Annotated in this window: 13 protein-coding genes and 4 pseudogenes; 11 read left to right on the plus strand and 6 right to left on the minus strand. The window is 69.6% G+C overall.

Annotated features, from left to right (window positions below; translation table 11 throughout):
* Together IH13_RS0129775 and IH13_RS0129780 are read left to right on the plus strand one after the other, a co-directional pair.
* Positions 1 to 367: DMT family transporter (locus tag IH13_RS0129775; RefSeq protein WP_031089169.1), on the plus strand; the 367-nt coding region annotated here is incomplete at its 5' end.
* 43 nt (positions 368 to 410) lie between these two features.
* Positions 411 to 614 carry a DUF1918 domain-containing protein gene (locus IH13_RS0129780; RefSeq protein ID WP_031089170.1) on the plus strand — a complete coding sequence of 68 codons (204 nt, stop codon included), beginning with the start codon at positions 411 to 413 and terminating at the stop codon, positions 612 to 614.
* Positions 615 to 685: 71 nt separating this feature from the next.
* Here the strand turns inward: IH13_RS0129780 and IH13_RS0129785 are convergent, their stop codons facing one another.
* Positions 686 to 1,948, minus strand: coding sequence for a glycoside hydrolase family 10-like protein (locus IH13_RS0129785; protein ID WP_031089171.1), 1,263 nt, complete (start codon positions 1,946 to 1,948; stop codon positions 686 to 688).
* A 200-nt stretch (positions 1,949 to 2,148) separates the two neighbouring features.
* On the opposite strand from IH13_RS0129785, the gene IH13_RS0129790 reads away from it, so the two are divergent.
* Positions 2,149 to 3,009: a 3-hydroxybutyryl-CoA dehydrogenase gene (locus tag IH13_RS0129790; protein ID WP_031089173.1), complete on the plus strand. Its 861-nt coding sequence runs from the start codon at positions 2,149 to 2,151 to the stop codon at positions 3,007 to 3,009.
* 669 nt (positions 3,010 to 3,678) lie between these two features.
* On the opposite strand, the gene IH13_RS0129795 is transcribed toward IH13_RS0129790, so the two are convergent.
* Entirely contained in the window at positions 3,679 to 4,182 is a 504-nt protein-coding gene (locus IH13_RS0129795; protein ID WP_031089174.1) for an NUDIX hydrolase, read from the minus strand.
* A 204-nt stretch (positions 4,183 to 4,386) separates the two neighbouring features.
* Here IH13_RS0129795 and IH13_RS45145 point away from each other — a divergent pair, with 204 nt between their 5' ends.
* Positions 4,387 to 4,758, plus strand: coding sequence for a helix-turn-helix domain-containing protein (locus IH13_RS45145; RefSeq protein ID WP_234433438.1), 372 nt, complete (start codon positions 4,387 to 4,389; stop codon positions 4,756 to 4,758).
* Complete coding sequence (locus IH13_RS45150) at positions 4,755 to 5,042, plus strand: transposase family protein (RefSeq protein WP_234433439.1); 288 nt, start codon at positions 4,755 to 4,757, stop codon at positions 5,040 to 5,042. The genes IH13_RS45145 and IH13_RS45150 overlap by 4 nt, the downstream gene beginning before the upstream one ends.
* A 96-nt stretch (positions 5,043 to 5,138) precedes the next feature.
* Here the strand turns inward: IH13_RS45150 and IH13_RS0129805 are convergent.
* Positions 5,139 to 5,315, minus strand: a pseudogene (locus tag IH13_RS0129805) (IS256 family transposase); the annotation flags it as partial.
* Between IH13_RS0129805 and IH13_RS41455 the strand changes: the two are divergent.
* Positions 5,314 to 5,550 (plus strand): annotated as a pseudogene (locus IH13_RS41455) (transposase); the annotation flags it as partial. The pseudogenes IH13_RS0129805 and IH13_RS41455 overlap by 2 nt on opposite strands.
* Here the strand turns inward: IH13_RS41455 and IH13_RS0129810 are convergent.
* Positions 5,547 to 6,620, minus strand: a complete 1,074-nt coding sequence (locus tag IH13_RS0129810; protein WP_031089176.1) for an alkene reductase — start codon at positions 6,618 to 6,620, stop codon at positions 5,547 to 5,549. The pseudogene IH13_RS41455 and the gene IH13_RS0129810 overlap by 4 nt on opposite strands.
* Positions 6,621 to 6,780: 160 nt before the next feature.
* Here IH13_RS0129810 and IH13_RS0129815 point away from each other — a divergent pair, with 160 nt between their 5' ends.
* A complete protein-coding gene (locus tag IH13_RS0129815; protein ID WP_051835976.1) occupies positions 6,781 to 7,215 on the plus strand; it encodes a MerR family transcriptional regulator in 435 nt (144 codons plus the stop codon).
* Between the two features lie 258 nt (positions 7,216 to 7,473).
* Here the strand turns inward: IH13_RS0129815 and IH13_RS46240 are convergent.
* A pseudogene (locus IH13_RS46240) lies at positions 7,474 to 7,748 on the minus strand (IS256 family transposase); the annotation flags it as partial.
* Positions 7,749 to 8,403: 655 nt separating this feature from the next.
* On the opposite strand from IH13_RS46240, the gene IH13_RS0129830 reads away from it, so the two are divergent.
* The 3 genes from IH13_RS0129830 to IH13_RS0129840 are packed head-to-tail and all read left to right on the plus strand — an operon-like array spanning position 8,404 to position 10,556.
* Positions 8,404 to 8,898, plus strand: coding sequence for a hypothetical protein (locus tag IH13_RS0129830; protein ID WP_031089179.1), 495 nt, complete (start codon positions 8,404 to 8,406; stop codon positions 8,896 to 8,898).
* Positions 8,899 to 8,943: 45 nt separating this feature from the next.
* Complete coding sequence (locus tag IH13_RS0129835) at positions 8,944 to 9,696, plus strand: DsbA family protein (protein ID WP_031089181.1); 753 nt, start codon at positions 8,944 to 8,946, stop codon at positions 9,694 to 9,696.
* A complete protein-coding gene (locus tag IH13_RS0129840) occupies positions 9,693 to 10,556 on the plus strand; it encodes a cytochrome c biogenesis CcdA family protein (RefSeq protein ID WP_031089182.1) in 864 nt (287 codons plus the stop codon). Before IH13_RS0129835 ends, IH13_RS0129840 begins: the two co-directional genes overlap by 4 nt.
* Before the next feature lie 62 nt (positions 10,557 to 10,618).
* Here IH13_RS0129840 and IH13_RS0129845 read toward each other — a convergent pair whose 3' ends face one another.
* Entirely contained in the window at positions 10,619 to 11,203 is a 585-nt protein-coding gene (locus IH13_RS0129845; protein ID WP_031089183.1) for a rhodanese-like domain-containing protein, read from the minus strand.
* An 82-nt stretch (positions 11,204 to 11,285) separates the two neighbouring features.
* Between IH13_RS0129845 and IH13_RS45160 the strand changes: the two are divergent.
* Positions 11,286 to 11,548: pseudogene (locus IH13_RS45160) on the plus strand (metal-sensing transcriptional repressor); the annotation flags it as partial.

The following is an 11,548-nucleotide window of genomic DNA, read 5'->3' on the forward strand; positions in this document are numbered from 1 at the left end:
GGTCCTCACCCTGCCGCTCGCGGTGGCGGGCGCCGCGGTGGCCCTGCCCTTCGAACCGGTGCACCTCACCGCGCACGGGGTCGTCGGGCTGGTCTGGGTGGCCGCGGGCTCGACCTTCTGCGGCCTGTACGTCTGGTACCGGGGCATGGCGGAGATCGGGGTGCCGCGGGCCAGCCAGCTCCAGCTGGCGCAGCCGCTGCTCACCCTGGTCTGGTCGTTCCTGGCGCTGGGCGAGGAGATGTCCGCCGCCGCCCCGGTCGCCGCGGTGGCGGTCCTGCTGTGCATCGCCGCCACCCAGCGCGCGGGCCGCGGCAAGGGGAGTCTCGGGGTGTCCCGCGCCCAGGACGGCGACCGTTCCGGGTCATAGACTTGTCGACATGGACCGCCACCCCGTAAGGAGGTCACTCCCGATGGAGGCACACACCGGCGACCAGTTGCTGACGCACGGCAGGACCGTGGGACAGCAGGACCGGGTCGCAGAGATCGTCGAGGTGCTGGGCGAAGGGGGCAGTCCCCCGTACCGGGTACGCAACGAGGACGGGCACGAGTCGATCATGGCGCCCGGCCCCGACAGCGTGGTCCGGCACACCGCCTGCCGGGGCGGGGAGCGGTGACGCACCCCTGACGACCGGGCAGCCCGGGGCCCGCTCCCCACGGGGCGCGGGCCCTCGGCGGACCGCCCGGGTCAGCGCGGGGCGCGTGCCCGGGTCCGGTAGTGGTCGGCGACCACCCGGGCCAGGGCTCCCGAGGGGTCGGTCCTCATCTGCCTCGCGGAGAAGTAGACGTGGCCCCTCACGTCGTCGTATCCGGCGGTCAGGTCGAGGTGGCGGGAGAGTTCGGCGGGGTCCTGCCAGGCTGCGGACTGGGCGGGGTCGCCGCACTTGTACAGGGCCTCCCCGACGTACAGGTCGACGCCGGTGCCGCGCACCGTCTTGTCCCACCAGGCGACGACCTTGCCGTAGTCGGCGGCGGAGTTGCCGATCTCCCAGTACACCTGGGGGCAGATGTAGTCGATCCAGCCCTCCTTCACCCACTTGCGGGTGTCGGCGTGCAGGTCGTCGTAGGTCTGCACCCCGCCCCGGGTGTCCGAGCCCAGCGGGTCGGTCGCGGCGTTGCGCCAGACGGCGAAGGGGCTGATCCCGAAGCGGACGTTCTTCTTGAGCCCCGTGATGCGCTCCGCCGTCTCCCGCACCAGCAGGTCGATGTTGGCGCGGCGCCAGGCCGCCTTGTCCGCGAAGTCCCCGCCGTACCGCTTGTACGTGGCGTCGTCGTCGAAGCTCTGCCCGGCCACCGGGTAGGGGTAGAAGTAGTCGTCCCAGTGCACCGCGTCGACGTCGTAGCGGCCGACCGCGTCGAGCATCGCGTCCTGGACGAACTTCCTGACCTCGGGGAGCCCCGGGTCGTAGTACAGCTTGCCGCCGTAGGGCAGGACCCGGTCGGGGTGGACGCGGGCGGGGTGGGAGGCGGCCAGCCGCGTGCGGTCGGTGTGGTTGGCCACCCGGTACGGGTTGAACCAGGCGTGCAGTTCCAGGCCCCGGGCGTGCGCCTCCTCCACGGCGGTGCCCAGTGGGTCCCAGCCCGGGTCCTTGCCCTGGGTCCCGGTGAGGCACTCGGCCCAGGGCTCGTACGGCGAGGGCCACAGGGCGTCGGCCGTCGGCCGGACCTGGAGCACCACCGCGTTCAGCCGCATCTCCACCGCGCGGTCCAGGTGTGCGGTCAGCTCCGCCTGCTGGGCGGCGGCGCTCAGACCCGCTTTGGACGGCCAGTCCAGGTTTCCGACCGTGCCGATCCACACCCCGCGCATCTCACCGGCCGCCGCCCTGAGGCCCGCCGGCGGACCGGGGCGGGCGGCTGTCCGGGACACCGCGACCCCGTCACCCGCCGTCACCAGCGCGGCCACCGTCCCCGCCGCCCCCAGCACGAACGACCTTCGTCCCACACGTCGCATCCGCTCCACCTCTCGTCGCCTCGTCCCTGTCCGTCACCGCGGCGTCACGCATGCCGCGGATCATGCCCGCCGTCGGCCCCGCGACCCGCGGGACGCCGTCGCCCGGTCGCGGAGTAACGTCGTGGGGTCGAGGCGGGCACCCGGAATCAAACGGGAAGGGCCGCACGGAGATCAGCGAAAGGCACGAGGTGACGGACTCTATGGCCGACATTGCACGCGTCGGAGTGGTCGGCTGTGGCCAAATGGGCGCAGGCATCGCGGAGGTGTGCGCCCGCAGCGGCCTCGAGGTCAAGGTGGCCGAGACCACCGGCGAGGCGCTGGAGATCGGCCGCACCCGGCTGCACAACTCCCTCTCGAAGGCCGCCGAACGCGGCAAGATCACCGAGGAGGAGCGCGACGAGACGCTCGGCCGGCTGAGCTACACCACGGACCTCGGCGAGTTCGCCGACCGCGACCTCGTCATCGAGGCCGTCGTGGAGAACGAGCAGGTCAAGACCGAGATCTTCCAGGTACTCGATCAGGTGGTGACCCGGCCGGACGCCATCCTCGCCTCGAACACCTCCTCCATCCCCCTGGTGAAGCTGGCCGTGGCCACCTCCCGGCCCGACCAGGTCATCGGCATCCACTTCTTCAACCCGGCACCGGTGCAGAAGCTCGTCGAACTGATCCCCGCGCTGACCACGTCGGACGAGACGATCAAGCGCGCCGAGGCCGTGGTCGAGGGTGTGCTCGGCAAGCACGCCATCCGCGCCCAGGACCGCTCCGGGTTCGTGGTCAACGCCCTGCTGATCCCCTACCTGCTCTCCGCGATCCGGATGTTCGAGTCGGGCATCGCCAGCCGCGAGGACATCGACAACGGCATGGAGCTCGGCTGCGCCCACCCGATGGGCCCGCTCAAGCTCGCCGACCTGATCGGCCTGGACACCGTGGCCTCGGTCGCCGACTCGATGTACACCGAGTACAAGGAGCCCCTGTACGCCGCTCCCCCGCTGCTCCAGCGCATGGTCGACGCGGGGCGCCTCGGCCGCAAGACGGGGTCGGGGTTCTACCCGTACGTCTGATCGACCGCCCCGGGCCCGGCGCTCACGCCGCCGGGCCCGCCGGGCACGTTCCCCGAGGTCAGGACCGTGTGCGGCCCGAAGAGCCTCGTCTTCCACTGCCGACCCGACGCCGTGCCGGAGCGCTACGGAGCGACGGCGCGGATGCGTGGGCCCGAAGCCCTGGGTCTTTCGGCGCTGTCGCAGCCTTCCGTGGTTGTACTGCAAAAACTCCCGCGGCTGTCCCTCCGACAGAGCTGAAAGTCCCTGAAAAGTCCCTGGCGACCCGACCCATGCCTACGCATTACAAGACCGTGAGGGTTCGTGTTGCCTGGCGCCCGCCTATGCCGCCAGATGACGTTTTTCCTGATCAGAGCATGCGTGCCTGCCTGCCCTGTGGTCCCCCGTATTACGTGGTCCAAAGGCGTCCGGCGCCAGAGACGACAACAACGACATTCACGCCGGTTGTGGTTCTCCGTAGTGTCATTGTGGCTCACCACGCCGTTGCCCGTCACGTCTTTGTCGACGGAGAGCGCCATTTTTCTGGCTGGTGGCCCAGGGGAGGCATCAGTGAAGCGGGCTGCTGGCAGCATGGATTGGCCAGTTCGGCGGCCCGCGCGCGAGCCTCCGAACGAGAGCGCCTAATACTCCAGCTGTAGATCGTGATCTTCATGCGGTGACCACTGTCTGGCGTCACCAGCGGGCGACGAGCGTCTCCTCATCGCCTCGGTTGCGGTACAGCCAGGTGGTCCCCGGTGCGATGGCTCCGGTCAGGTAACTGACGATGGGCTCCCGCTGGGTTGCGCTGTCCAGCTCGCCGAGCAATTTCAGAGCGTCGGGCATGGGGAAGAAAGCAGCCTGTTCGATGTCGTTGTCCTGTGGCGCGATGGCCCCCGACCACTCGTCGACCTCGAAGGCGGCAGCCAGCGCCGAAGGGTGTTGCTCGGAATCAATGTGCATGAGGAACGCTGTCCTCACCGGGTCGCCCACGAGCAGCCCGGTCTCCTCCCGCATCTCGCGCCGGAGAGCTTCGTGCATGAGCTCGCCGTCCTTGACGCCGCCCCCGGGCAGCGACCAGAGCATCTCACCATCGACGCCGAGGCTCTCTCGCACCAGCAAAATCTCGTCGCCTTCGCGGAGGATGCCAATAACCAACTGCACCCGGGGCTTGGGGGCCTTCGAACCCTGCGCTGTCATGCCGTTGACCGTACGGTACGACCAGCTTGCCGGTGGCGGGTCAAACGAGCGATGTAACTCGGGTTGTTAAGAGTTACTGAGCGTTTTCAGAGTGGCCACTGATCGGGTGACGGGGCGGTGTGGGTTCGGAGTGCGCAACGGACAGGGCTCCCGTGCCGTCGAGGGAGGTGTTCGACGCCCCAACTCAGCAACACACAAGCCCTGTTGGTCCCATACCCTGCCGCACTCGACCTGCCTCACGCCCTGGTCGAGTGGGTCACGATGCTCATCGTCACCCGTGAGGGTGACCGCCGGTGCAAGCTTCCGCCGCACCGGAGGGCGCTGATCGCACTGGTGTACCTGCGTCGCCACGAAACCCTGGCCCGTATCGCCGAGGCCTTCGGAGTATCCGTCGGCACCGCCCATGCCTACGTCACCGCGGTCACCGGCCTGCTCGCCGAGCAGGCACCTGGCCTGCTGAAGACGCTGCGCGTACACGATCCGGAGTTCGTTCTCCTGGACGGCACGCTCGCCGAGTGCGACCGCGTCGGCGACGGCAGGGCCGACTCTCCTCGAAACACAAGCGGCACGGGGTGAACGTGCAGGTCGTCACAGATCCCAGCGGGGAGATCCTCCTGGCTGTCGCCGGCGCTGCCGGGCCGGACCCCGACCTGACTGCCGCCCGCACCCACCAGATCCTTCGGATCTGCGAACGCCAGGGCATCCCCATCCTCGCTGACATGGCCTACATCGGTGCCGGCGACTGGGTCACCACCGCCAAGCGCCGCCCGCCAGGCGGCGAACCCACGCCCACCGAGCAGTCCGCGAACCGGGCCCTGTCCGCAGCCGTGCACCCGTCGAACGAGGCATGGCACGACTGAAGCCCTGGCAGATCTTCCGCAGATCCCGCATCAGCCCGACCCATGAGCGTCATCGCCAGAGCCGTCCTCACCCTGGAGAGCCAACGCTGAAAACGCTCACTGTCGGGCTGCGGTGAGTCGGCCGTCGATGGTGATGTCGGAGGCGTTCAGGGCTGTCTTCCAGCGCATGGTCCAGCGGGCCTTGCCCTTGCCGGTCGGGTCCAACGACATGATCGCCATGTAGACGCACTTCAAGGCGGCCTGCTCGTTCGGGAAGTGACCGCGGGCCTTCATCGGGCCGCTGATCACGGGCTGGAAGCAGGACCGGGTGGCACGGTCGGCGACCGGGGACCCAGGATCCTGTGACCTGCGGGAGGCCGTGAACGCGATCTTCCACCAGAACCGGATGGGCTGTCAGTGGCGCTATCTACCTCATGATCTGCCGGCCTGGTCGGCGGTGTTCTGCTACTTCACGCTGTGGCGTCAGGACGGGCTCGACCAGCGGATCCAGGAGCTTCTGCGCTGTCAGCCCGCGTGCTGGTACGTCGGATACGTGATGTACCCGGCGTCGCCGCCCTGGTAGAAGGTGTTCTCGTCGACGGGCGCGAGGGGCAGGCCGGAGCGCAGGCGTTCGACCAGGTCGGGGTTGGCGAGGAAGGCGCGGCCGAAGGCGATCAGGTCGGCGCCGAGCCCCAGCCAGTGGCCCGCTTCCGACATTCCCGCCTGCTTCGGGCCGCCGGGCGTGGTGGGGCTGACGATCATGGTGCCCGGCCATGTTTCACGCAGCCGGACGAGGACGTCCTCGTCGGCGGTGCCCACCAGGTGCACGTAGGCGAGGTCGATGCGGGCCAGCTCCGTCAGCAGAGCGGTGTTCAGCTCGCCGGCGTCGTCCTCGGTCACTCCCCAGATACCGCCTCCGGGCGACAGGCGGATGCCCGTGCGGGCGGCTCCCACGGTCTCGACGGTGGCGGCGGCCGCCTCGACGGCGAAGCGGATGCGGTTGGTGATCGGACCGCCGTAACGGTCGTCGCGCAGGTTGGCGTCGGACGACAGGAACTGGGAGATCAGGTAGCCGTTGGCACCGTGCAGCTCGACGCCGTCGAAGCCGGCGTCGACGGCGCGGCGGGCGGCGTGTGCGTAGGACTGGACGTGCTCGCCGACCTCGTCGGTCTCCAGTGCACGCGGCACGGGCATCGGCTGCGGGCCGCTCGGTGTGAACACGTTGCCCTCAGCGGCCACGGCCGACGGGCCGACCGGCTGGAAGCCCGTCGTCTCGGAGTGTGAGACCCGGCCGCTGTGCATGATCTGGCCGAAGATGCGTCCGCCGTTGGCGTGGACCGCGTCGGTCACCTGCCGCCAGGAATCCGTCTGCTCGTCGGTGTGCAGACCGGGCGTACCCGGGTTGGACTGCCCGACGAGGCTGGGCTGAAGGCCCTCGGTGACGATCAGGCCAGCTGTGGCGCGCTGCGCGTAGTAGGTGGCCATGGAGGGAGTGGCCAGCCCTCCGGCGGCGGCCCGGACGCGGCTCATGGGGGCCATGACGGTCCGGTTGGGCAGGGTGAGTCCGCCGAGACGGTAACTGCTGAACAGGGACGGCATGTCGGTTCTCCTTGCGTACATATGTGCACCGGCTTCCGGGGCACATGTGTACGCTAAAAGCTGACACCTATGTCAGAGGCAACCGGAAAACACCGCGAATTCATGTGACGTGTGCCACAGGGTCCGCAGTGCTGGTGGAGAGCGCTACTGGAGGCAGCCCATGCGGATCGGGGAGCTCGCGGCACGCGCCGGAGTGAGTGTGCGGTCACTGCGCTACTACGAGCAGCAGGGACTGCTCACCAGTACGCGCACCCCGGGCGGGCAGCGGCAGTACACGGAGTACGACGTGGAGCGTGTCCACTTCATCCAGGGGCTGTACGCGGCCAACCTCTCCAGCCGCACCATCGCCGAACTCATGCCGTGCACCGACTCCCCGAGCGTGCACAACTCCGACGCCGCGCTAGAGCGGATGGCCCGTGAACGCGAGCGGATCACGGCGCAGATCGGCGAGCTCCTGCGGGCCCGGGACACCCTCGACAGGATGGCGGCCCTGGGCCGGGCCCACCGCGAGACCCTGCCGCCCCCGGCTCCTGCCGCGGAGGAAGTCGCCGAGACCCGGAACTCACCGCTCACGCTTGGGCCTGCCTCCGCGTGAGCCGACGCGTCGGCACGGCCGAGGCAGGCGCGGTAGCACGGCTGCACATCCGTTCACTCCCTGTGCACGCCCCCTTGACGGCCCCCGTGGTGCCGCTAAGGTCTAGACCTGACATGCACAGGCCTAGACCGGAGGCCGTGAAGTTTGCGGCTGGGCCAGGTTGGGGTCTGTCAAACGAGCGAGCGGTGTAACTCGTGTTGTAGAGAGTTACTGGCGTGCTGCGGAGAGGCGTCCGTCGAAGGTGATGTCGAAGGCGTTCAAGGCTGTCTTCCAGCGCATGGTCCAGCGAGCCTGGCCCTTGCCGGTCGGGTCGTGCTTGTCATAGCCGAGGTGGTCGGTGATCTCGCCCTTGAGGGCGGACTCCAGGAGCCGCTTGGTCAGCTGCTGCAGCAGCCCTCCTCGCCGGTCAGCTGAAGGCCCTCGGCCTGAGCCCGGCCCACCAGTTCATCGATCAGCCAGTCGTCCACAGACTTCGACGGCGCCGTCTCAGACGGCTCGACGGGCTCGGCCTCGGTCACGTTGTTGCTGGTCATCGATGCATCTTCCATGATCGGGAGTTACACCGAACGTTTACAGTCCCCCGCCAGGCCGTGTCCGGGCACCGGTGCCTCGGTGCACCTGCCCCCGGTGGCGTCATGCCGAGCCCTGGGGCAGATGGTCCGCCGAAGTCGATGACCCAGCTGTGCGAGCCACCCGCTGTTGCCGAAATGTGTGTGGCCTAGAGTGGCTGTGCCTTCCGATCTTCCTGGGAGCTGAGATGAGGCGAGCGAGAGCGAACGGACCGCTGTACACCGGCGTTCGTGCGGCTCTGGCTCTTCTCGTGGCCGTCGTGGCCCTGTTGTGCGTGGTCGGCCACGCACAGCGCGACAGCCCGACCAGCCAGCCGTCCGTCGTGGAGCTCACACAGCTCTCCACCTTTGTCGACACCCCCTCCGGGACGGCCGCGCCCTGCGGCAAGAAGGCCGTCGCCGATCAAGCCACGCAGCGGCACGACGGCGCCCCACGCGTCCACGACTGCTCCGGCTGCCCGACGGGCGGGGCTCTGGTGCCGGAGTACCAAGAGCCGTGCCGCAGTGACTACTCGGCAGGGCCTGCGCCCCCGCCCGCGCTGCCTCTCCACTCCGTTCTGCGGATTTAGGCCGACCCCTGCGGTCGCGTCCCTGAATCCTCCGGAACGGAGTCATCTTCATGTCCTCATCCCCGCGCTCTGTGAGCCGGGCCGCAACGGCACTGCGCTCCTGGCAGGTCCGTCAGTGGGCGGTGGCGGGGCTCGGTGCCCTCGCGACAGCGCTCGTGGTCGGCGTGCCCACCGCCGTCGTGCCCAGTCCGCTGTTCAGCAGGTCGGTCCCCGTGCAGTGGTGGAACTATCCGGCCTTGTCCGCCACGGCGGCACTGGCGGGCATCGTGCTCGCCACGTACGTGCAACAGCCCCACCGGCGCGAGCGGTCCGGTGCCCGAGACGGAAGCCGCCTGGGTGCGGCCGGTAGCGTGCTCACCTTCTTCGCCGTCGGCTGCCCCGTGTGCAACAAGCTCGCTCTCGTACTGCTCGGCGCCTCGGGCGCCATGAGCTACTGGGCCCCTCTGCAGCCCCTGCTGGCCGTTCTCTCCGTGGGCCTGCTGACGGAAGCCGCGCTGCGCCGCCTTTCCTCCCAGACCGCGTGTCCCGTCCCGGCTTCGGCCTGACCTGCGCCCGGTTCTGCTCTCCCTTCCTCACAACTGAGGTGTGCCATGACTGCATCGACCCCCTCTTCCCGTGGCCGCTCCCGCAAGCGGACCATCGCGGCCATCGCGACGATCACCGCCGCAGGCGCGCTCGCCGCCCTCGCCTTCACCCTGGACGGGTCCTCCTCCGACCGCGAACAGCCGACCGGCAACTCCCCGGTCACCACTCACTCGTCTGCTCCGGAGCCGGCGGACAAGAGCCTGCTGGCCCTGGCCCGTCGCACCCCCGATGACGCCCTCGCCGTGGGACAGGCCGACGCCCCGGTGGTCATGATCGAATACTCCGACTTCCAGTGCCCCTTCTGTGGCCGCTTCGCCCGTGAGACCGAGCCTGAACTGGTGCGCTCCTACGTCGAGAAGGGGGTGCTGCGCATCGAGTGGCGCAACTTCCCCGTCTTCGGCGAGGAGTCCGAGCAGGCCGCGCTGGCCGGCTGGGCCGCCGGACGGCAAAAGAAGTTCTGGCAGTTCCACAAGGTCGCCTACAGCAAGACCCGCGAGCGCAACCAGGGTGAGTTCGCGGACGAAGAGCTGGTCGCGATGGCGCGGACGGCGGGCGTTCCCGACATCGAGAAGTTCCGCTCGGACATGGTCTCCGACGAGGGGCGCGCTGCCGTGCGCAAGGACCAGGAAGAGGGCTACCGCCTCGGGGTGACCAGCACTCCGGCCTTCCTGGTCAACGGCACGCCGATTCTCGGCGCGCAGCCGACGGCGACCTTCGAGCAGGCCGTCGAAGCCGCGGCCGAGGCGGCGGGCAAGTGAGCGAGGTCGGCCTGGCGATGGCCTTCCTGGGCGGCCTGCTCGCTCTCCTCAGCCCGTGCAGTGCCCTGTTGCTGCCGGCGTTCTTCGCGTACTCCTTCACCAGCCGGAGCAGGCTGGTTGCGCGTACGGGGTTGTTCTACGCCGGGCTGTGCACGACCCTCGTGCCGCTCGGGGTGGCCGGCTCCTTCGCCAGCCGGCTGTTCTACGGACACCGGGACATCCTGGTCACGGTCGGCGGCTGGACGGTCATCGCCCTGGGCGTGGCGCAGATCGCGGGGCTGGGTTTCGGTTCCCGCCGTATGGCCCAGGCCGCGGGAGCGCGCCGTTCCGGCTCCGCGTTGTCCGTCTTCGCCTTGGGTGCGGTCTACGGTCTGGCGGGCTTCTGCGCCGGTCCGATCCTCGGTGGCATCCTCACCGTGGCGGCGGTGGACGGTGATCCCTTCCACGGCGGGGTGCTGCTCGCCGTGTACGCGCTGGGCATGGCGGTACCGATGTTCGCCCTGGCCCTGCTGTGGGACCGGTTCGACCTCAGCCGCAGACGGTGGCTGAGGGGCCGCCCGTTCCGGGTGGGGAGGCTCTCGCTGCACAGCACCTCGCTGATCGGGGGGCTGCTTTTCGTCACGCTCGGCGTGGTGTTCCTGGCCTTCGACGGTACGTCCGCGCTGCCTTCGCTGATCAGCACGGACACGGAGTTCGCACTGGAGGAGCGGCTGTCGGCCATCGGCGCGATGGTGTCCGACCGGTGGGTCCTGCTGTGCCTGGCGGGGCTGGTCGCCGTGGTGGGAGTGTTCCTGCTGCTCCGGACGCCGAAGCAGCGCTCGGCCAGATCGTCCGTGCAGGAACCCTCGACGCGCGGGTGACGCGGCGCACGCGATGGAGGAGGGCGGGGACCGGGGATCTGGTTCCCGCCCTCCTCATCCGCTCAGCGGTTGCGGAGCTCGGCCAGCGTGTTGTCAAGATCAGCGGTGCGGGGCCTGTTGTGGGGGAGCTTGGCGAGCAGGGCGGCCATGCCGCAGGTGTCGGTGAGGGCGGAGAAGACCAGTCCACCCGCGATGCCCGCCGACAGGATCTGGAAGGCCGGGTGCACGAGGACACCGAGGAGGAGGCCGATGAGGACGATGGTGCCGGCGGTGAAGCGGACCTGGCGTTCCATGCTCCAGGCGGCGCTGGTGGCGCAGGCGGCGCCCTGGGGGTAGTGCAGGTCGTGGCCGGCGGCGGCCCAGGCGCCGGTGCCGCCGGAGAGGGTGGCGGCGGCGATGCGGTTGTCGGCGAGGATCCGGCAGGCGTTCTCGGACCGCGTGCCGGAGGCGCACACGACCAGGACGTCACCGCGCTCGGCAGACCGGCGGATGTCGGGCAGGGCCCGCTGGATCTGGTCCAGGGGGATGTTGAGGGCCCCGGGCAGATGGCCGCCCCTGTATTCGCCCGGGGTACGCACGTCGATCACGGTCAGCTCGTGCAAGCGGGTGCGGGCTTCGCCGGTGCCGAGGCTGGCGGGCTTGGTCATATGGGTGTCGTCCTTTGCTGTCGGAAGGGGCCCCGGGAAAGGAGGGAGTGAGTTACCCCCCGGGGGTACGTGACGAGGAGTGATGACGGAGCTCGATCTCGCGACTGCCGAACTGAAGGCGGTCCTGAACCGGCTGCGCCGGGCGCAGGGCAGACCTCCGGGGCGATCCGGATGATCGAGGAGGGGGCGGGACCGCGAGGAGGTCGTGACGCAGCCGACGGCGGCTTCCCGGGTGCTGGACCGGGCCGGCTTCGCGATCATCGCCACTGGGTTCCAGCAGCGTCTGACCGGGTTGGAGGACGGCCGCCGCCCCAGCGAGGACCGCGGATGGGAAACGGCAGGCGG

Origin of the sequence: Streptomyces sp. NRRL WC-3549 (assembly GCF_000721935.1) — a bacterium.
Classification (GTDB): Bacteria; Actinomycetota; Actinomycetes; order Streptomycetales; family Streptomycetaceae; genus Streptomyces.

Excerpts from the sequence above, each read along its gene's own strand:
- IH13_RS0129780 (WP_031089170.1), top strand. The coding sequence starts at position 411 with ATGGAGGCACACACCGGCGACCAGTTGCTGACGCACGGCAGGACCGTG.
- IH13_RS0129785 (WP_031089171.1), bottom strand. The coding sequence starts at position 1,948 with ATGCGACGTGTGGGACGAAGGTCGTTCGTGCTGGGGGCGGCGGGGACG.
- IH13_RS0129790 (WP_031089173.1), top strand. The coding sequence starts at position 2,149 with ATGGCCGACATTGCACGCGTCGGAGTGGTCGGCTGTGGCCAAATGGGC.
- IH13_RS0129795 (WP_031089174.1), bottom strand. The coding sequence starts at position 4,182 with ATGACAGCGCAGGGTTCGAAGGCCCCCAAGCCCCGGGTGCAGTTGGTT.
- IH13_RS0129810 (WP_031089176.1), bottom strand. The coding sequence starts at position 6,620 with ATGCCGTCCCTGTTCAGCAGTTACCGTCTCGGCGGACTCACCCTGCCC.
- IH13_RS0129815 (WP_051835976.1), top strand. The coding sequence starts at position 6,781 with ATGCGGATCGGGGAGCTCGCGGCACGCGCCGGAGTGAGTGTGCGGTCA.
- IH13_RS0129830 (WP_031089179.1), top strand. The coding sequence starts at position 8,404 with ATGTCCTCATCCCCGCGCTCTGTGAGCCGGGCCGCAACGGCACTGCGC.
- IH13_RS0129835 (WP_031089181.1), top strand. The coding sequence starts at position 8,944 with ATGACTGCATCGACCCCCTCTTCCCGTGGCCGCTCCCGCAAGCGGACC.
- IH13_RS0129845 (WP_031089183.1), bottom strand. The coding sequence starts at position 11,203 with ATGACCAAGCCCGCCAGCCTCGGCACCGGCGAAGCCCGCACCCGCTTG.